Origin of the sequence: Bradyrhizobium sp. cir1 (assembly GCF_014198245.1) — a bacterium.
Lineage (GTDB): Bacteria > Pseudomonadota > Alphaproteobacteria > Rhizobiales > Xanthobacteraceae > Bradyrhizobium.
The window spans coordinates 235,193-252,710 of sequence record NZ_JACIHE010000011.1 but is presented as its reverse complement, the minus strand read 5'-3'; the positions used below and the strand labels follow the sequence as shown (position 1 = coordinate 252,710).

Genomic DNA, 17,518 nt, shown 5'->3' with positions numbered 1-17,518 from the left:
GAAGGCGTTCGCTTCAATACGCGAATGAAGACGGTGACCAGCCGCTGGCCAACCGGAATACGAGCCGGTGCCGAATTCGTCATGCCGACGATGTCGTAGGCAGAAGTGTCATTCGGCCTGCAATATTGACCCCCTAAGCCGGGGGGCGGCGCCCAAAAAATTAGCGCCCGGCTTCGCATGGTTGCGACACTGTTCCTCGAGCGGCCCTCGATCAGCACAAGGCTGATCGTGCAGGGCCGAAACTCGCACGAGCAGCAACCGAAGCTGCAGCCGGCCTGGGCAGCGGAAGAAGCGGACGGGAAGGTCGACGCCCGCAGAACGAGCCTAACTTTCAAGAGCAAGCCTGTGGCTGCCAACTCGCCGCCACAAGGATGACCACGAGTTCACGCGGGTTCGGCGAGAAGTTCGCCTGTTGGATTTAAGCTACGGCTCTCTTAGTATTGCCGTATACAGTAGTCTCAAACTGAAGATAGCCTCCGACCGAGGTTGGTCGGCAAAGGGTAAGATTTGTGTTGCCTGTAGCCGCCAATCCCATTTGGGCGGTCGATCGAATAGTAAGGGTTGGCGAGGCCGGCCCAGGGGAGGGCACCAGCGGGCCGGCCCCGTAGTGGCATCCTGCTCATTGACCATAAACGTGAGAGCCCAACTCTTCGGCATTCCCGGGAAGAACTCGGCGTAGTTCGACAGGTTTGGGATGGCGCCCGGCGGGCCTTAATCTTCATGCTGGCAGGCAAGCCGTTGCGGGCCGCCGGCTCGACATCTCCTTTTTGAGGACGCGCCCGCTGGATTATACCAAGTTCATCCGTATGTGGTTGGGCCGTCGAGAGAGGCCGTGCCCTCCCATCTGGACCTCGGGGACCTCAGAGAACTTTCGATATTCACTCGCGCTCCCTTGCTGCGCGGGTTACGATGTACCGCCGTACGTGCACTTTCTCGTGGCGAGCGTGTTATGAAGATGCAGTATTTCACAAATCCCTTATCCGATGTTCGCGTGGGATGTGGGATTCAGCTGCCGCTCACCCCCGCAATTTCTTGAGTCCAGATTCGTAGGTCTCTTTGGAAAAGCTCACCGGGCGCCGAGCCAAGCCGCATTGTTCTCCTATCAGGACCAGCCTGCCGGTCCTCGCTGAGGCGTGGATGGCCTGCGGAGTTGCGGTTTAACTCCGGCTCGGCACCTGACCGGCGTGTAGTCATGGCACTGGGGAACGGCCGACGAGAACGGTGAGCAGACCGTTGCCCCAGAGACGCGCCGCCACTCTTTTGGCATCCTCCAACGTCACCGCATCCACGATGGCGTGGTGCTTTTCGAGATAGTCGATCGGCAGCTTATCAAGCTGATGCTGCAACAGCGTTCGCGCAACCTTCGATGATGTGTTGAGAGCCAGTTTCTGCGAACCCTTCAGGTAAGACTTTGCATCGTCGAGTTCCTGCTGGGTTGGCCCTTCCTCGGCAATGTGGCGGACCTGCCTCTCGATCTCTTCGACTGTCTCGCTGGCGCGCTCAGCCCGCGTGCCGCTAGAGCCGACGAATACGGCTGAATGATCCATCCAGACCAGCCGCTCACTGACGGAATAGGCCAACCCGCGCTTCTCGCGGACTTCCCGGAAGAGCCGCGAGGTCATTCCACCGCCAAGGACGCGGTTGACGACACAGGCTGCCATGAAATCAGGTTCGTTGCGCCGGACGCCGGGACCTCCGAATGTCACAAATGTCTGCGGTACATCGAGAGGAATGAAAACGCGCTGCGGTGGCTTTGTTGCGAAGACCTCGGGAATAGGCGTCCAATTAGACTGTTCCGGTAGGCTCGAAAAAGTCCTGTCCAGCAAATTGCACAGGGCCTCTGGATCGATGTCGCCGACCACCGCGATCTTGAGTGTGTTTTTTGCGATCACGCCTCGGACATAGCCCTTGAGATCTGCTGCCTCGATCTTTGGCACGCTGTCGAGGGTGCCTCCGGCCTGCCGAGCATAGGGATGATCCTTGAAGGCGACTTCGAAGAACTTGCGAATTGCGAGTGACGAAGGATCGGTCAGCTCATGCCGAAGGTTCGCAATCACGCCGGCACGGATCCGTTCGAGATCGGCCGTGTCGAAACGCGGCGAGGTCAGGGCCATCCGTAAAAGGTCAAATGCCTCGTCCCTGTTGTCCTTTAGCGTGCGCAAGTTACCGCGGAAACGATCATGATCCGACTCGAAGCTCAACTCAATGGCGCGGCGGTCCAGCCGCTGATGAAAACTCGTGGAGTCCAGATCGCCGGCGCCTTGGTCGAGCAGCCCAGCCACCATGCGGCTTACGCCAGGTTTGTCGCTGGGGTCCTGGGTCGCGCCGCCTCCGAAGGCATATTCTACAGCAATCAGCGGGACCGTTGCATCCTGCACCAACCAGGCCTCTATACCGCCGCGCGAGACCACGCGTTTGACCTTGGCGGCGACAAACGTGCTGGTAGCAGCAAGCAAGCTTGGTGATGCGAGCATTGCGATTAAAGCCGACGCTCCAGCGAGGAGGACGTCACGTCGTGTGCAAGACTGGGTCACTATCGGCTCTCCCCGTTTCTTTGAGTGGGCTCATTGACGAGATAGCCAGTTACCGAACACTTTTTGTCGAGCCATTTGCGCGCGGCAGCGGACACCTGCGCGGCAGTGACTTCGCGGATGCTGCCCGGCCAGCCTAGGATCTCGTCGATGGTCAGTCCTGTCGTGAGCCGGCTGCCGTACCATTGCGCAAGCTCTACCTGGTCGTCCCGGGCATAGATTGCATGAGCGAGCAGCCGCGCCTTAACCCGTTCGATATCTTCTGTGCGCGCAGGATACTGCGCAATATCGGCAATCACTCCGTCGATAGCGTATTCAATCTGCGCGAACTCGATGCCGGGTTTTGGTGTGACAGAAATTGTGAGTTGCGACGAATCGAGCGCGGTGGGCTCGTAGCTCGCTGAGGCACTGCTCGCGAGCTTCTTGTCGATCACCAGCGCGCGGTAGAGATATGAGTTGATGCCGCCGCCCATCAATTCCCCGAGCACCTCAAGCGCCGGGCCCTCGCCGGCGACCGCAGTGCGTGCCGACGGGACCAGATAGTAGCGGTGCAGAGCTGGCTGCTCAACGCGGGCATCGGCCAGCGTCACGGTGCGCGCCGCGGCCGGCGTTGGCTCCTGAGCTCGCGAGCGTTCTCGGGGGATCGAGGGTTGCGGGAGGATGCTGCCAAACGTCGTCTCCACCAGAGAGCGGATCTCGTTGGCCTCCACGTCACCCGAGATGATCAAGATGGCGTTGTTCGGCGCGTAGAAAAGCTTGTAGAAGCTGAGCGCGTCCTTGCGGTCGAGCTTTTCAATCTCGTGGCGCCAACCGACAATGGGGCGACCGTAGGGGTGGTTGAGGTAAAGCGCGGCCATCATCTGCTCGGCGAGCCGCGCGCCTGGATGGTTGGCGACGCCTTTATTTAACTCCTCGAGCACGACGTCGCGCTCGGACAACACGTCCTCGTCTTCGAGGATAAGGCTGGTCATGCGGTCGGCTTCAAATTCCATCATCGGGCCGAGCTGCTCGCGCGGCACGTTCTCGTAATATACGGTAAAGTCGGTCCCGGTGGCGGCGTTGTCGTCGCCGCCGACGCGCATCACGGCCTGGGAGAATTCACCCTGCGGATGTTTGGATGTGCCTTTGAACATCAGATGTTCTAGGAAATGCGCGAGTCCTGATTTTCCAGGTGGTTCGTCGGCCGAGCCGACTTTATACCAGATCGTTTGAGTTACGACGGGCGTCCGACGATCCGGAATGACCACAACCTGGAGCCCGTTCTGAAGCGTAAAGCTGGCTGGTCGATCCCACCTGGCCTGAGCAACAACGCTACCCTCGTGAGAACCGTTTAGGTGACCAGTAGTGCTCGCCTTTGATCTCTCTTCGATCGGCAGCGAAGTCCGCGTCATCGGGTCGAAGGCATTACCGTCGGTCTTTGCCGTGTTTCCGCTGACCGATCCCCAATCACTCATGGCAGCGCCCTTCGTTCCATAAATACGCACATCCTATGGCAGAGCCGATCAAGAGCTGGCAGCCGCACACGGTTCGAAATGCAATGAAGCAAGGGCTGGGCCATTTGCCTCGGCCAGCGCGCGCAAACTGGAAATCAAGCAGAACCAACACGTTTTCTGGCTAAAGGTCCGCCGTTGCGATGTCGTGAACACGACATGGCCCAGCGAGCCGCACTACAATTTGTCGGATTTGTAGAGCGACAGCTTGCCGGCATCGATTGAGCCGCAACATGAAGACAGCTCAACTCGTTGGGCCGTGGATAGCTGAAGGGACGTCCAGACGAGCAGGCGTCTCGCGGAGCTCCTTGTTGCGTCAGGTCGGCATATGAAATCTCGGGTTCACAACTCGGCTGAAGATGCTTAACCAAAAAAGCCGACCAGCGCTGTTGCATTCAGCCAACAGCAGATGTCGGGCCATGCACAATAGCGTAGTAAAAGATTGCCAGAGCAAACAAAAAACCCCGGGCATTGCTGCCGGGGTTCTCGCGTTTCGTGGTTGACGTCGCCGTCGGTGTTAACCAGCAGACCAGGATGGCTCGACAGGCAATCTCAAGCGGACGAAGATGAGGCCCTTTCAGCCGAATTTATAGGAGGCCTGAAAGAACGTACCCCAGCGCTCCATGCTGTACTTCGCAAATGTGAGCGGCTCACCGGCGCAGCCGCGGCTGCTGCACAAAGAGTCGCTGTCCTTTTTCGTCCACATGGCCCAATAGCGGCCACCGACGCCGACGCTGATGTTCTTCGTGATTGAGTAGGACAGCACGCCTTCGATCTGGACGCCGCCACCACCATTTCCGCGTTGTTCATCAAAGATGGTCATGTCGCGCAAGAGATGATAGTCACGCCCCCTGAAACCGCTCCAAGGCAGGTAAGCGACATCAGCGTTCAGGCGCCAACGCTCGGTCAGCATCGTGTCGGCGCTCAAGCCGATCCGAGGCGCATTCCATTGAGTATCCTGGCTGCCCACGATTCTGTTGTCACCCGGGTTAAGACATCGATTCCGCGGATTAGCGAACTCGACACAACCGATCGAGTCCGAGCTCTGCCCGTAATAGGTCCAGCCTATAAACCCCCCCACCTTGTAATCGGTGCTGCGCAAGAAATCGTAACCGACGTCGGCCGTGTAGTATGTGAACCTTCCATTTGACTGATCTGAAAGGGTGTTCTGGTACGAGAGTCCCTCGTGGGGCCGCCAATCTTCATCGTTGTCCTTCCCTTTGTTGAAGCCTCCGATACCAAGGTTGCTCTTCAGGAACACTCCCCAGGGACTATCAACACGGCCGAACAGTTCGCCAGAGAATCCGTCCAGTCCATGATAGGTGAGTCTCGATATGAGCATCCCAGGATCCTCGTCTTCGTGCGCTGCGCTGCGATCCCACTGGAAGCGTCCCCGGCTCAGCCAGAGCCGCGAGCCGCCTTCGAAGGACCAGCCGGGTGCGTAGAAAATGGGTGGTACGCTGCCGGCTGATTTCCCATACAGCGGCGCATCGGACCATTGTGCGGCCTCTGGGTCCGCACCAAAGTGGTAGTTCAGGCCAATCTTTCCGATGTGATAGTTGCTGGCCAGGCTGGTCGTGTCCGCTGGCAGAATCGCAAACGGAGGAAACTGTACTGTCGAAGCCGTCGCGACGTTCGGCCCGCCAAAATGCAGATAGTCATATTCGACGTTCACCGACCATGCAGGCGTTAGGGTTTGCTCGACGCCCAGCCCGATGATGCCACCGGCCCGACCATCGTCGAAATGCGTTTTGCCCTGTGGCCAGCCGCCTTCATAGTTGTTGACCACATCGCCCCGATTATTTTGCCAAGCTAGGCCTGCCTTGAGATAGGCCAGCGTGTGTCCGAGCGCGCCAAAGGCGTAACCGAGGCGACCGGTCCCGGTCGCAAAGAGGCTCGGACCTGCCTTGCAATTTGCGCTCACAACAAAGCCCGAAGGGGCGAGGCATGTATTTGTACCCTCGGAGACAGAACCGGAGGCATCCAGCTCGATGCCAAACACCCAGCTGTTGTTCTGCCAGTTGTAACCGATCTGGCCACCCGCAAGGAACGCCGGGGTATCGACGATGCCGCCATAGATTGATGGACCATGTGGATTGCTGAAGGAGGTGCGGCCGTACCCACCGCCGGCGTGCCCGCCAATGTAGCCTCCAGACCAGTTCCATACCGCCTGTGGCAGTTTAAGTTGTGGCTCAAGGCCCGCCGGCTTGACTGCGCTGCTCGCAACCAGCGCAATCGTTGCCGCACCACAAAAAATAATTCTACATCGCATCAAAGTTCGCCCCGTACTTCCCGGTTCACGACCCGCCTCCTGAAGTATCGCCGCACGACAGATCGTCGGAGCAGACCAGGCACGCGGTAACGCGCGCCAGGTCCGTCCCAAAGATCACCGCACGACGATTGGTGATGATTTCCCGAATGAAGCAAACCGCGTGCCGAACTGAATTCGTATGCTTTGCCGGATTTTCGGAAGAGTTTGTCGCGTCAACTTGCCGACGTTGTCTCATATTTGACAGTCTGAGCTTCATTGCGTGGGAATAGTTGCGCTTCAAAGCGCCGGCGAACGGAAAACAACCAGGGTGGGAGTGAGTGGCGATTGCTACCCCGGATGCTGAAAAGCAGCACACACGATGGAGTGGCAACCGAGATGGACAAGAACACAGGACTTTCCTGAAACTGATTGCGCGACGTGATTTCGAGAGGCCGGCGCCCAGTTGAAGATCACAAAGGGTCAAATGCTATTGCACGAGCAGCGCAAGCTCGGCGCGAATGACAAAAAGCGCGCAACTGGATTTGTGACGATCCGGTCGCTGCGTTTCCTGCTATAGTGTCGCGCGCGCCGTGGTGGTGGAAGGCGCAGCCGTCAGACGTCTATCTCACGGAGCCACCGTCATGATCATCCTCGGACCACCACTCATTATCCTCGTCATCGGCTTGTTCTGTTGGCTGGTGTTCCTGCTTGCTGCTTTCGCACTACCCCTCTTCGTTGGCCCGACGATGGCATTTGGGCCTTCCACACTGGCGCCGGCATGCTTGGCGGCATTGTAACGGCCCTCGTGGCGTGCGGTGTGAGCTTTGGCGTCGCCCGGCTTGCGCTCGCTCTCGCGTCATGGGCTTGGGTTCGGCTCCAGACCATCTTTCTCTACGTCGCGCCCCGCTACCGCCGCGGGCTATACCGCCACATATGGAACCGCCCTGATGACGGGGCCTTCACCAATCTGGCAGACGATATTTGCTGTCGCAGGCGCAACTGCCGTCCGCATCACGGCTTCATCCGCTTCAAGGAATGGCCGCACCTGCACATGCCGGGCAATGGTAGCGCCCACTGAAGGCGTCACATCGACCGGCGGGACGGGACCAGGTATCCGCAATGATCGCGGTCCTCATCGTCGAAATTCGAACGAGAGCGGGCTGGCCGTTGAAGCTGCGGTCAACAAGTTTGCGCCGCGGCTTCGTCACGGTGACCATAGAGGCTTGCACCAAGCGGTCGCATCTCGAAGGATGCGGCGACATAAATGTGAATGGGCCGCGCGGCCGACGCGTAATCACGCCACCACATCCGTTCGTGTGAAGGGAGAGGGCGCGTGTCACCATCGAAACTCACTTGCCGGCCTCTCGGTGCAGTTTCGCCACATTCTCCTTGACGTCAGTTCTGTAGGCCGAGCGCACTAACAGCCTCTTCGATGGATTGATCTGGCCGAAGGACGGCTGCGTCTCGACCGCCGAAGACGCAGCAGCGGCGTCACAAATGTCCTCCCCTGCCGGCTGCGCCGTCATTCCGCGCGCGAGCCAAGAAAGTTGCTCCTTTGCTGTCAGGCCCCTTCGGGGTGCGCCGTCGGTCGCCTCCACCCTGTCGATCACCATCAAGGCCGCAAGGAGCGGGCTCGAAAAGCAGAGATCAAGGAGAACTACCATGGCGAACGAGTTCACCGGCGAAATCACCACCCTCTCGTTCAAGGCCAGGAACGTGCGGCGAGCCACCGGGTCTATGTCGGCCGTGTGGAGATCGGGGTCGCCGCCTGGTCGAAGCGCTCCAACGAGGGCCGCGATTATCTGGGTCTGAAGCTCGACGATCGGAGCTTCACCGCTCCGATTTTCGCCAACCTCTTCGCCGACGAGGAAGGTGAGGGCTTCAGCCTGATCTGGCCCCGTCCCGGCCGTCGCAACGGCGACTGACCCGGCCCACATTGCCTCGCCCGGCTAGTCCGGGCGGGGCATTACCTTGCGCAGGAGCCGGCCGCGATCTTGCGGCAGGGTCGCACCCCGACCATGCGAGCTTCGCAGGACGGACGCACCGATTAGGAGCTCTAGTCGCAAGTAACCGAGGGCGCATCGTTGTGCTTGAGGTGCCGCTTTCGGACATTGTAACTCACCAGCCAGATCACGCCGACCGCGATCGGCACGAAGGCTGCGGTCAGGAACGAGGGCTCTACTCGCAGTCCGACATCATGCGCGCCTTTGGCAAGATAGCTAAACAGGCTGACCACATAATATCCTATCGCCCCGACCGACAATCCTTCGACCGTGCACTGCAGCCGAAGTTGCTGTCTCGCGCGCTCGTTGATAGCCTGCAACAGGTCACGATTCTGTCGTTCGATTTCGACGTCGACCCGGGTTCGCAACAGATCGGCGGCACGCGCTAGCTTGACCGACAGAGTCGCCTGACGATCCTCCACAGTTGCGCAGGTTCGCATTGCCGGCGCCATGCGGCGTGCCAGAAACGACGACCAGGTTGGATAGCCCGAGACATCGTTGCCTTCAATGATGGATAATCGCGATTGGACCAGCTCGTAATAGGCCCTGCTGGCGCCGAAGCGAAACAGGCTGCCGGTCGCGCCTCTTTCGAAAGATGCGGCCAGCGCCGTCAGCTCGGCAAGCAGATGGTTGTTGAACTGCAGCCCTTCACCGCTTTGCATTTTCTCGAGCGCCTCAACAAGACGGCGGTCGATGCGATCAACAGATGGTGCAAGCTCAAGAGCAGCCGACAGGCCAAGCAGCGCCAATGGTCGGTAGGTCTCGATTTCCAGGAGCCGCTGCACTAGCGCTCCGAGATCGTGCGACGTCAACCCGAGGTCGCAGACGAGTATTTTCGCGAAGCCTTTTTCGTCTACGCGGAAGTCTGAGGCGGCAACGCCTGTGCCGCTCTTTGTGGCAACCATGGCCAGGCTATTCTTGTCAAAAATCTGTTCCGCCCGCCTGGTCGGCGAGGCGTCCCGCTCCACTTCTAGCCTGATTGCGACCAGCAACTGTCCGGTCTGACGCAGCGCGCGAATTAGCGATCGGACGGTACCATCAACTTTGTCAAATTGGTCTGCGGCTGAACAATTTGTGTTAGTCCAGATCCAGGTGAATGTCGTAAATTCCGAATGTTGCTCCCAGCGTAGCGTAGCGGGCCCGATGACAATCTGATGAAGTTTCGCCGATTGCTCAGGCGGCGTAAGATTGCGCTCGAGGCAAAAATCGATAAAACGGCAGCGATCGCTTGTGGCCGCCTCGCCCTGTGCAAGAAAAGCGAAGTGGATCACACTGAACGGCGAAACAAGGCGCGTGAAGGGGCGCGCGTGCACTTCGCGGAGCACAGCGTCGCGTTGCGGATGTGGCGTGAAGGTTCGCAGATCCAGTTCATCATCGATCATGTATTCACGCCTCGCTTCAGGTGAGCAGGCAACCGTCAGCCTTGACGCGGGGGGCAATGGCGGTGCGGGGAAACGGTTGCGCGCGGCTAGGTTGCTGATGAAGTCGTGTCGACGATCACGCCGCCTTGAACTCGGGAAAGAGGTCTTGCGGGAGGAGCGTCGGGCCAGGCAGATTGAGATCGAGCCGCCCCATCCAGCTTTTGGATGACGCCATTAAGGTATGGTCCGGTGTCTATGGCGAAACGCGGGCATTGTGGCTCAATCGGTGTGGCGGTGCGCGCGCGACCTTGGCGGTGGCGCGCGGCACCGTTCGACGTATGCTTAGATTTACGTGGACATGGTTATCTGGCCGTCCCTCAGGTTCCGCCGCGTGTCCGCCGATGAGTACCTCGACTTGTGGCTTGGGCAGGCCGACGTCGAGAGGGGTGCCGGGCGGAAGCTCCTTCACGGCCATGTCCCCAAGCTCCTGCTCGCTCTGCAAACGATCCGGGCGCGGGTTGGCGAGGTCGAACACGGCGAAGACCGAAATGATGAGGGTCGTCCCTGGAGGACGACGCTCGCATTTCGTCAACAGACCCAGTGTGCGGGGCTTTACAAGAACGGGCATGAAGCCTGCAAAGACGTTTTTCGTCCCACCAATATCTCTCGAGCGTGACAGACTTTCGGTCGCCCGATGCAAACGCGTCTTTATGTCCCATACCAAAGTTGGTAGGCAGCCGTTTAGCTCCGCGTTGCGTAAACCCGACGTTCCCGCGGCAAAGGTTGATATTCGAAGCAGCGGCAATTTGCTCCAGCAGAATCATCGGCCGACAAAGCCGCTCCGCCGCAACTTACCGCGATGCTGCGACTAGCAGTTCGACGCCGGTACAAAAGCCGGTACAGCGATCAATCTCCGGGGCTGAGATCGTCAAAGCGAATCGAAGATGACGAAGGTGCTTTTATATCTGAAGCTCTTCAGCCTTGAACCCGCAGTTGCTGACGTGGCCTCATGGCGGCGAAGGTTCATTAGCCACGATTGGTGAGGACCTTGACACTGCCTGCGCGGCTGGAAAACTCTGAGAAGTTTGAGGCTTGTAGCGTCGCTGTTCTAAGTTGACTGGGTGCATCGCGCCCCGCAAGTTGCCGAATTCGAGCAATTGATCGCGGCCGTCAGCTTTTGGTCAGGGGACGGGGTTAGTCAGGCGCTGCCCGAAAGGTGCCTGGGCAGCCCCACGAAGCTCCTTCCGGTCATGCTCGACCAGGTCGCGTTTGATGAACACGTATCGCGCCTCGCGCGCGCCGTTTGATCGGCAGCGCGTCAATAGGCAAATCACACATCTAGGCTGTCCAAAATGCCGCATGAAGATCGCTGTCTTAGTGCTATCGTTCTGTCCTCGTCGGGCGCGAAGGGCGATACCGGCGAGATAGCCTGAAGGACAATACAAGGTCGCGGATGGATACGTACTTCTTAACAAGTTCAAAGACAGTGGCGTTGCGTATCAGGCCGCCCTTGGTACACGATGATGATCCCACTGAGCGGCCTGGAGCCGCCTAAGCAGATTGCTCGAGGCTATATTGGTGCGTCACAAATCCGGCATCTGGAAGCATATGCGGACGCACTCCATCATCCGCGATGGCCGCTGTTCCTGAAGGAGTTGTAATGGCCCAATATGCCGTCACGGCAGACGATGCCGATGTCTATCTGTCATTTGCCGCCGAGCTCGCGGATTTGGTCAGACCCATCGTACTGTCCTATTTCCGCACCCCGCTGGATGTCGTCGCCAAGTCCGATGCCAGCCCGGTGACGATCGCCGATCGAGCCGTCGAGTTGCGTCTCAGGGAAAGGATCGAGGCGCGCTTTCCAGATCATGGCATCATCGGCGAAGAAATCGGAGCCAAGCCCGGCGGAGCATTCACCTGGATCGTCGACCCGATCGACGGCACCAAGAGCTTTATCAGCGGCTTTCCCTTGTTCGGCACGCTCATCGCGTTGACTTATCAGCAGCAGCCGTTCTGCGGCCTGATCGACATCCCCTTTACGGGCGAGCGGTGGATGGCGAAGCCCAGCGTGGCGCGGTTTGGCGATGGATTGGCTCGGACCAGCGCATGCGAGAGCGTCGCCGACGCGAGCTTCTACACCACATCGCCTGACATGTTCCGCGAAGGCGAGATGGAGCCATTCGAGCGGCTGTCGCGAGTTGCTCGTATGCGCCGATTCGGCGGCGACTGCTACATCTATGGCCTGCTTGCGTCGGGACACTGCGACATCGTTCTCGAAACGGGGCTTCAGCCATATGACTACATGGCGCTGGTTCCGATCGTGCAGGGCGCCGGCGGCTGCATCACCGATTGGGAGGGATGCCCGCTCTCGATTCACTCGGAAGGGCGCATTTTGGCAACCGCAACGCCGCGGCTTCATGCCGAAGCGCTGGCCTTGGTCCAGGGATAACCACCGATCATGCCCTACAGGACGCATCGGAGGGACGGTCGTCCCCTTGCTGACCTCTGGTGGGCGTGGCCGACGGTAGCAGTCGTCGTATTCCCCCTGAGCGCATTATTTGTTTGGTTCGTGCGCTACAGGAAACGGACGGGATGGTGGGCCGTTGCGTCCGGTCTTTTGGTTGGATTGTGGACCCTTGCGGCCTCCAGCATGTTTCTTCTTGGATTACTTGCATATGGCGCAGGTAGATCCGAATGAGCTCCCGAACATTGAAGCGTTCAAGTACACCGAAGAGGTGGCGCGAAACTTCTGGTTAGCCGGCGTCGCCGTGCTCGTTGCTCTGTCAACCGGGAAAGTTCCCGGAGGCGAGAAGAACTAACGAGCAGAGGAGCGAGAGGTATGAACCGAGGTCCATGGATAGGTTACGCCCGCCTAATGAGCCTCTCCGGCCGGAACTGCGTCGCCCAGCATCGCGCTCGAACACGCGACGGATTGAGTTAAGGCTGCCGACCCCGCAGCACGTGCACGTTCGTGTCGTGCCGCTCCGGCTGGTTCAGCATCGCGGTAGTCGGCCCGTAGCAGTTCTTGTTGCCTGAACGGTTCAGTTCCGACGAATTCAGTCTCCGTAGGCGGAGGCAATCAGGACCGGAAGGTCGGGCCGCACGCTGGGATGCTCTCAGCTGAAAGCCGTTCATGCCGGCATGGATAATCGCTGATGACGATCGGTCCTTACCGATCCGCGATGCGTCGCCGAGAAAACCCGTCACGATCAGATCTCGGCAGTGACGCCTCGCCCTTAATGCTCGAACTGCGGTTGCCGCGCAACAAGTAAGACCGCAGCGCGCGGACGGCGACCGCCCGCAGGATGCCGACGAACATCATGACGAAGACGGCGACCATCATCTCGCTAGCGTTGGCGGCGAGGATCGCGATTTGCCAGAACAGGATGACGGCGCGGCTTTTACCGACGGTTAAGGCGACAGTCGCCTCTTTGACGAATTCGTCAGCTGACGAGTGCACACACGCTGTTTGTCGTCGTGCGGCAACAAACGATGTGTCGGCCGCGAAAATTAGAAAAACTCATTGTCTCCGCGCGACGAAAAATAGTTCGTCTTGGACTCGCACGCTCAAAAGTTCTCTGAAAGGATTGATCATCAGGCAATGACGCCTGCCAGGAACGATCATGATGCGCGACGACGTCTTCGACGAGTTGAGTGATCCGGCTATGCGCAGACCTTCTCGATGTTCTTGTGCGCCCGGTTGTGGCGCGCCGTAGACCAGCGCAATCCGGACGTCGACGTACCCCTTCCAAACCGACGGCCCATAGGGCGACCTGAATAGCAACGTGAACACCTGCTCGTATTGGGCGGCGTGATTGCATGGTGTCGCCTGCCTCCAGGCGTCGCTCTTGTCTAAATCTTCAAGGATCAGCAGGATGACCGCGAACAACAACCCGATCAAATTCGCTTACTGGGTGCCGAACGTATCCGGCGGCTTGGTTATTTCGACGATCGAGCAGCGCACCAGCTGGGACATCGACTACAATCGCAAGCTCGCGCAGATCGCCGAGAAGGCTGGCTTCGACTACGCCTTGAGTCAGATTCGCTTCACGGCAGGCTACGGAGCCGACAAGCAGCACGAATCTGTCGCCTTCTCGCACGCGCTGCTTGCCGCAACCGAGAAGCTCAAGGTTATCGCCGCTCTCCTTCCCGGCCCATGGAATCCAGCACTGGCTGCCAAGCAGATCGCAACGATTAGCCAGCTCAGCAATGCGCGTGTTGCCGTCAACATCGTCTCGGGTTGGTTCCGCGGCGAATTCCACGCGATCGGCGAACCATGGCTGGACCACGATGAGCGCTACCGCCGCTCGGAGGAGTTCATCACCGCGCTCCGCGGGATATGGACGGAGGAGACCTTCACGCTCAAGGGCGACTTCTATCGCTTCAACGACTATTCGCTGAAGCCCAAGCCGTTAGATCCGCTGCCGGAAATCTTCCAGGGCGGCTCCTCGCGTGCAGCTCGTGACATGGCGGCTCGCGTATCCGATTGGTATTTCACCAACGGCAATACGCCCGACGGCCTGAAAGCGCAGGTTGACGACATCAGGGCCAAAGAAAAGACCTTCGCCAAGAGCTTTCGGACCAAGATCGGCATCAATGCGTTCGGCATCGTCCGGAAGACAGAACAGGAAGCCAAGGGCGTCCTGCAGGAGATCCTGGACAAGGCGATCCCGGAGGCCGTCCATGGCTTCCACCACGAAGTCCAGAATGCCGGCAATGCCAGCCCGGAGCGCGAAGGCAATTGGGCCAAATCCACGTTCCAGGATCTCGTTCAGTACAATGATGGCTTCCGCTCGAACCTGATCGGTACACCGCAACAGGTCGCCGAACGCATCATCGAGCTCAAGCGCGCTGGCGCCGACCTGATCCTGCTCGGCTTCCTGCATTTCCAGGAGGAGGTCGAATATTTCGGCAAGCATGTGATCCCGCTCGTCCGCGAGCTCGAGGCGCGTACGCCTCTGCACGTGCAGGCGGCCGAATAGGCCGTTAAAGAAAGGCAGCAGCCAGTGGCAGGGATCGCGACAGGACCGGGCGTGCTTCGTCTGGAGGAAGCTCCTCCAGACGGGCCGGCCCATGGCCAGACCAGGGAACGCGGTGATGCGAACATGCGCCACGGGGGGCATGTGCCTCAGCCGCTCGCGCGTCCGGTGCTTGGACTTGCAAACATTTCGTTGACTTTTGGCGGCGTCGCGGCGCTGCGCGACGTCGACCTCGACGTCGCGCAAGGCGAGATCCGCGCTGTCATCGGACCAAACGGCGCCGGCAAGAGTTCGCTGCTCAACGTTGTCAGCGGACAGTACCGGGCCGATCGTGGTGAGGTCCGGTTCGGCGAGCACGCCTTCGATGAAGTGCCTACTTCGAAGCTCACCGCCCATGGCGTGGCGCGGACGTTTCAGAATCTGGCGCTGTTCAAGGGGCTTTCGGTCTTCGACAATGTGCTGATGGGGCTTGCGCACCGTGTCCGCATCGGTTTCCTGCGGCAGATCGTCGGCTCGCCGCTTGCGCGCCAGATCGAGGCGGAAAACCGTGCGGCCGCGACGGAAGTGATCGGCTTCCTGCATCTGGACCAAGTCCAGGACCGTATTGCCGGAACGCTTCCTTACGGCGTGCAGAAGCGGGTCGAGCTTGCGCGGGCCCTGGTCGCGCGGCCAAAGCTCCTGCTGCTGGATGAGCCGTTTGCCGGCGTAACGCTCTCCGAGAAGCAGGAACTATCGCTGCATGTGCGTAACGCCCGTGACAGCTTTGGCGCCACCATCGTGCTGATCGAGCATGACATCGGTTTGGTGATGGGGCTGTCCGATCGTGTCGCGGTGCTGAACTACGGCCGCAAGATCGCGGACGGCACGCCCGAAGAGATCCGCACCGATCCGGCAGTGATCGATGCCTATCTCGGGGTCGCGCATGAGGATGACACGGAGCTTGCGGCTTGATGGTCGACTATCAGTTTTTGATTGAGGTCTTGATCGGCGGCCTGCTCTCGGGGGTGATGTATTCGCTCGTCGCGATTGGGTTTGTGCTGATCTACAAGACGTCCGGCGTGCTTAACTTCGCGCAAGGCGCGATGCTGCTGTTCGCGGCGCTGACCTTCGTCAGCCTGGTCGAGCGCGGCGCCCCATTTGCTGCAGCATTGGTGGCGACTCTGGTGATCATGGTCGGTCTCGGTATCACCATTGAGCGCACGGTGCTGCGACCGCTGGTCAACCAGCCGCCGATCACCCTTTTCATGGCGACACTTGGGCTCTCCTATGTGATCGAGGCCGCTGCGCAGCTCTTGTGGGGCACTCAGGTGCACGGCCTCGACATCGGAATCAGCGATACCCCGTTCGAACTCGCAGGCGTTCTGATCAGCCGGTTCGATCTGTTCGCGGCGGCGGTCGCAGGAGCCCTGGTCACCGTGTTTGCGCTGTTCTTCCGCTATACCCGCACTGGGCTGTCGTTTCGTGCCGTTGCCGACGATCAGTTTGCCGCTCTCGCAGTAGGCTTGCGGCTGCCGCGAGTTTGGGCCGCGGTCTGGACGGTGGCCGGCATCGTCGCCCTCGTCGGCGGGCTCTTGTGGGGCGCCCGGCTCGGCGTGCAGTTCTCGCTGTCCCTGGTCGTTTTGAAAGCGCTTCCCGTTCTGGTGCTCGGCGGCTTCGATTCGATTGCGGGCGCCATCGTCGGCGGGCTTTTGATTGGCGCGATCGAAAAGCTGGCGGAGGTCTATGTCGGACCGTTCTTCGGTGGCGGCATCGAGGCCTGGGCGGCCTATGTCGTGGCGCTGGCGCTCCTCCTGATCCGGCCATCAGGCCTGTACGGGCAGAAGCCGGTGGAGAGGGTGTAGATCGTGGCCGCTCTCGCTTCCACTCAATCCAGGCGGGTTTCCGCCGAGACGCTTGGAATCGGCATCGCCATCGTGGCCGCCTACGGCGTCGTTCCGCTCGCAGGCTCCGATTACTTGCTGGATGCCGTGCTCACGCCGTTCCTGGCTCTGGCGCTGGCCGCTGTCGGGCTGAATGTTCTTACCGGCTATGCCGGGCAGGTCTCGCTCGGCTCAGCCGCCTTCCTCGCGGTCGGTGCCTATGCCGCATACAATCTTCATCTCCGCATTCCAGGATTGCCGCTGCTGGTCGATCTGGTGCTGGCCGGCAGCATCGCCGCGGCGGTCGGCATCGTGTTTGGGCTGCCGAGCCTGCGGCTGCGCGGGTTCTATCTGGCGGTATCGACGCTCGCCGCGCAATTCTTTGTGCAGTGGGCGCTCACCAAGTTCGGCTGGTTCTCGAACGATAATGCATCCGGGGTGATCGATGCGCCACCTCTCAGTATTGCTGGCGTCTCCTTCACAAACCCGGTTGAGCGCTACGTCTTCTCGCTGACGGTCGTGGTCGTTCTGAGCCTGGTGACGCTGCGACTATTGCGTTCCCAATCCGGTCGCAACTTCGTCGCCGTGCGCGATCATGAGATCGCGGCCAAGGTGATCGGCGTGCCAATCTTGCGCACCAAGCTGCTCGCTTTCGGCATCTCATCCTTCCTGATCGGCGTCGCCGGCGTGCTCTGGGCGTTTGCGTATTTGCGCACCGTCGAGCCGGCCGGCTTCAATCTCGATCGCTCCTTCCAAATCCTGTTCATCATCATTATCGGAGGCCTTGCCTCCCTGCGCGGCTCCTTTGTCGGTGCAGCCTTCATCGTGGTGTTTCCGCTTCTCTTGTCGCGCGTCGGCGCCGCCCTGCTCGGCAGTGTCTTCGATTCCGGCGTGCTGGAGATGAGCCAGCGCATCCTTATCGGCGTGCTCATCATCGCCTTTCTGATCGCAGAGCCGCGTGGGCTGATCGCCCTCTGGGACCGCACCTGGGCCCGTACCTGGGCCGCGGTGTGGCCCGCCAAGCATCCGACTATTCCAACCTGA

At 59.9% G+C, this 17,518-nt stretch carries 13 protein-coding genes and 2 pseudogenes; 7 read left to right on the top strand and 8 right to left on the bottom strand.

The window, feature by feature from the left end; all coding sequences use genetic code 11:
• Positions 1–99 (top strand): annotated as a pseudogene (locus GGD63_RS40240) (methylmalonate-semialdehyde dehydrogenase (CoA acylating)); the annotation flags it as partial.
• 1,091 nt (positions 100–1,190) lie between these two features.
• Here the strand turns inward: GGD63_RS40240 and GGD63_RS23170 are convergent.
• The 4 genes from GGD63_RS23170 to GGD63_RS23155 all read right to left on the bottom strand — a co-directional run bounded on the left by GGD63_RS23170 (position 1,191) and on the right by GGD63_RS23155 (position 7,951).
• A complete protein-coding gene (locus GGD63_RS23170; RefSeq protein WP_183245453.1) occupies positions 1,191–2,474 on the bottom strand; it encodes a pitrilysin family protein in 1,284 nt (427 codons plus the stop codon).
• A gap of 59 nt (positions 2,475–2,533) precedes the next feature.
• Positions 2,534–3,985 carry a pitrilysin family protein gene (locus GGD63_RS23165; protein ID WP_246785607.1) on the bottom strand — a complete coding sequence of 484 codons (1,452 nt, stop codon included), beginning with the start codon at positions 3,983–3,985 and terminating at the stop codon, positions 2,534–2,536.
• Positions 3,986–4,598: 613 nt separating this feature from the next.
• Positions 4,599–6,293: an outer membrane beta-barrel protein gene (locus tag GGD63_RS23160; protein ID WP_183245452.1), complete on the bottom strand. Its 1,695-nt coding sequence runs from the start codon at positions 6,291–6,293 to the stop codon at positions 4,599–4,601.
• A gap of 1,328 nt (positions 6,294–7,621) precedes the next feature.
• On the bottom strand, positions 7,622–7,951 hold the full coding sequence (locus tag GGD63_RS23155; protein ID WP_246785606.1) for a hypothetical protein: 330 nt from the start codon (positions 7,949–7,951) through the stop codon (positions 7,622–7,624).
• Here GGD63_RS23155 and GGD63_RS23150 point away from each other — a divergent pair.
• Positions 7,935–8,197, top strand: a pseudogene (locus GGD63_RS23150) (DUF736 domain-containing protein). The gene GGD63_RS23155 and the pseudogene GGD63_RS23150 sit on opposite strands and share 17 nt — an antisense overlap.
• 131 nt (positions 8,198–8,328) lie before the next feature.
• Here GGD63_RS23150 and GGD63_RS23145 read toward each other — a convergent pair.
• Both GGD63_RS23145 and GGD63_RS40990 read right to left on the bottom strand, forming a co-directional pair.
• The gene (locus GGD63_RS23145) at positions 8,329–9,657 is read right to left on the bottom strand and encodes a DUF3422 family protein (protein WP_183245450.1); all 1,329 of its coding nucleotides are present in this window, start codon (positions 9,655–9,657) and stop codon (positions 8,329–8,331) included.
• 232 nt (positions 9,658–9,889) lie between these two features.
• Complete coding sequence (locus GGD63_RS40990) at positions 9,890–10,264, bottom strand: DUF2169 domain-containing protein (RefSeq protein ID WP_409334087.1); 375 nt, start codon at positions 10,262–10,264, stop codon at positions 9,890–9,892.
• 1,032 nt (positions 10,265–11,296) lie between these two features.
• Here GGD63_RS40990 and hisN point away from each other — a divergent pair.
• Positions 11,297–12,085, top strand: coding sequence for a histidinol-phosphatase (gene hisN / locus GGD63_RS23135; protein ID WP_183245448.1), 789 nt, complete (start codon positions 11,297–11,299; stop codon positions 12,083–12,085).
• Positions 12,086–12,805: 720 nt separating this feature from the next.
• Here hisN and GGD63_RS23130 read toward each other — a convergent pair.
• Together GGD63_RS23130 and GGD63_RS23125 are read right to left on the bottom strand one after the other, a co-directional pair.
• Entirely contained in the window at positions 12,806–13,096 is a 291-nt protein-coding gene (locus GGD63_RS23130; protein ID WP_183245447.1) for a hypothetical protein, read from the bottom strand.
• A gap of 60 nt (positions 13,097–13,156) precedes the next feature.
• The gene (locus GGD63_RS23125; protein ID WP_183245446.1) at positions 13,157–13,525 is read right to left on the bottom strand and encodes a hypothetical protein; all 369 of its coding nucleotides are present in this window, start codon (positions 13,523–13,525) and stop codon (positions 13,157–13,159) included.
• Here GGD63_RS23125 and sfnG point away from each other — a divergent pair.
• From sfnG to GGD63_RS23105, 4 genes are all read left to right on the top strand, one after another.
• Positions 13,512–14,618 carry a dimethylsulfone monooxygenase SfnG gene (sfnG, locus tag GGD63_RS23120; protein ID WP_183245445.1) on the top strand — a complete coding sequence of 369 codons (1,107 nt, stop codon included), beginning with the start codon at positions 13,512–13,514 and terminating at the stop codon, positions 14,616–14,618. The two genes, GGD63_RS23125 and sfnG, sit on opposite strands and share 14 nt — an antisense overlap.
• 123 nt (positions 14,619–14,741) lie before the next feature.
• Complete coding sequence (locus tag GGD63_RS23115; RefSeq protein WP_183245464.1) at positions 14,742–15,566, top strand: ABC transporter ATP-binding protein; 825 nt, start codon at positions 14,742–14,744, stop codon at positions 15,564–15,566.
• Positions 15,566–16,456 carry a branched-chain amino acid ABC transporter permease gene (locus GGD63_RS23110; protein ID WP_183245444.1) on the top strand — a complete coding sequence of 297 codons (891 nt, stop codon included), beginning with the start codon at positions 15,566–15,568 and terminating at the stop codon, positions 16,454–16,456. Before GGD63_RS23115 ends, GGD63_RS23110 begins: the two co-directional genes overlap by 1 nt.
• Positions 16,457–16,513: 57 nt before the next feature.
• A complete protein-coding gene (locus GGD63_RS23105) occupies positions 16,514–17,518 on the top strand; it encodes a branched-chain amino acid ABC transporter permease (protein WP_312013380.1) in 1,005 nt (334 codons plus the stop codon).

Bases quoted from the DNA above. Each gene is read 5' to 3' on its own strand.
- GGD63_RS23110 (WP_183245444.1), top strand. From the start codon at position 15,566: ATGGTCGACTATCAGTTTTTGATTGAGGTCTTGATCGGCGGCCTGCTC.
- sfnG (WP_183245445.1), top strand. From the start codon at position 13,512: ATGACCGCGAACAACAACCCGATCAAATTCGCTTACTGGGTGCCGAAC.
- GGD63_RS23160 (WP_183245452.1), bottom strand. From the start codon at position 6,293: ATGCGATGTAGAATTATTTTTTGTGGTGCGGCAACGATTGCGCTGGTT.
- GGD63_RS23145 (WP_183245450.1), bottom strand. From the start codon at position 9,657: ATGATCGATGATGAACTGGATCTGCGAACCTTCACGCCACATCCGCAA.
- GGD63_RS23165 (WP_246785607.1), bottom strand. From the start codon at position 3,985: ATGAGTGATTGGGGATCGGTCAGCGGAAACACGGCAAAGACCGACGGT.
- GGD63_RS23115 (WP_183245464.1), top strand. From the start codon at position 14,742: ATGCGCCACGGGGGGCATGTGCCTCAGCCGCTCGCGCGTCCGGTGCTT.
- GGD63_RS23170 (WP_183245453.1), bottom strand. From the start codon at position 2,474: ATGCTCGCATCACCAAGCTTGCTTGCTGCTACCAGCACGTTTGTCGCC.
- hisN (WP_183245448.1), top strand. From the start codon at position 11,297: ATGGCCCAATATGCCGTCACGGCAGACGATGCCGATGTCTATCTGTCA.
- GGD63_RS40990 (WP_409334087.1), bottom strand. From the start codon at position 10,264: ATGCCCGTTCTTGTAAAGCCCCGCACACTGGGTCTGTTGACGAAATGC.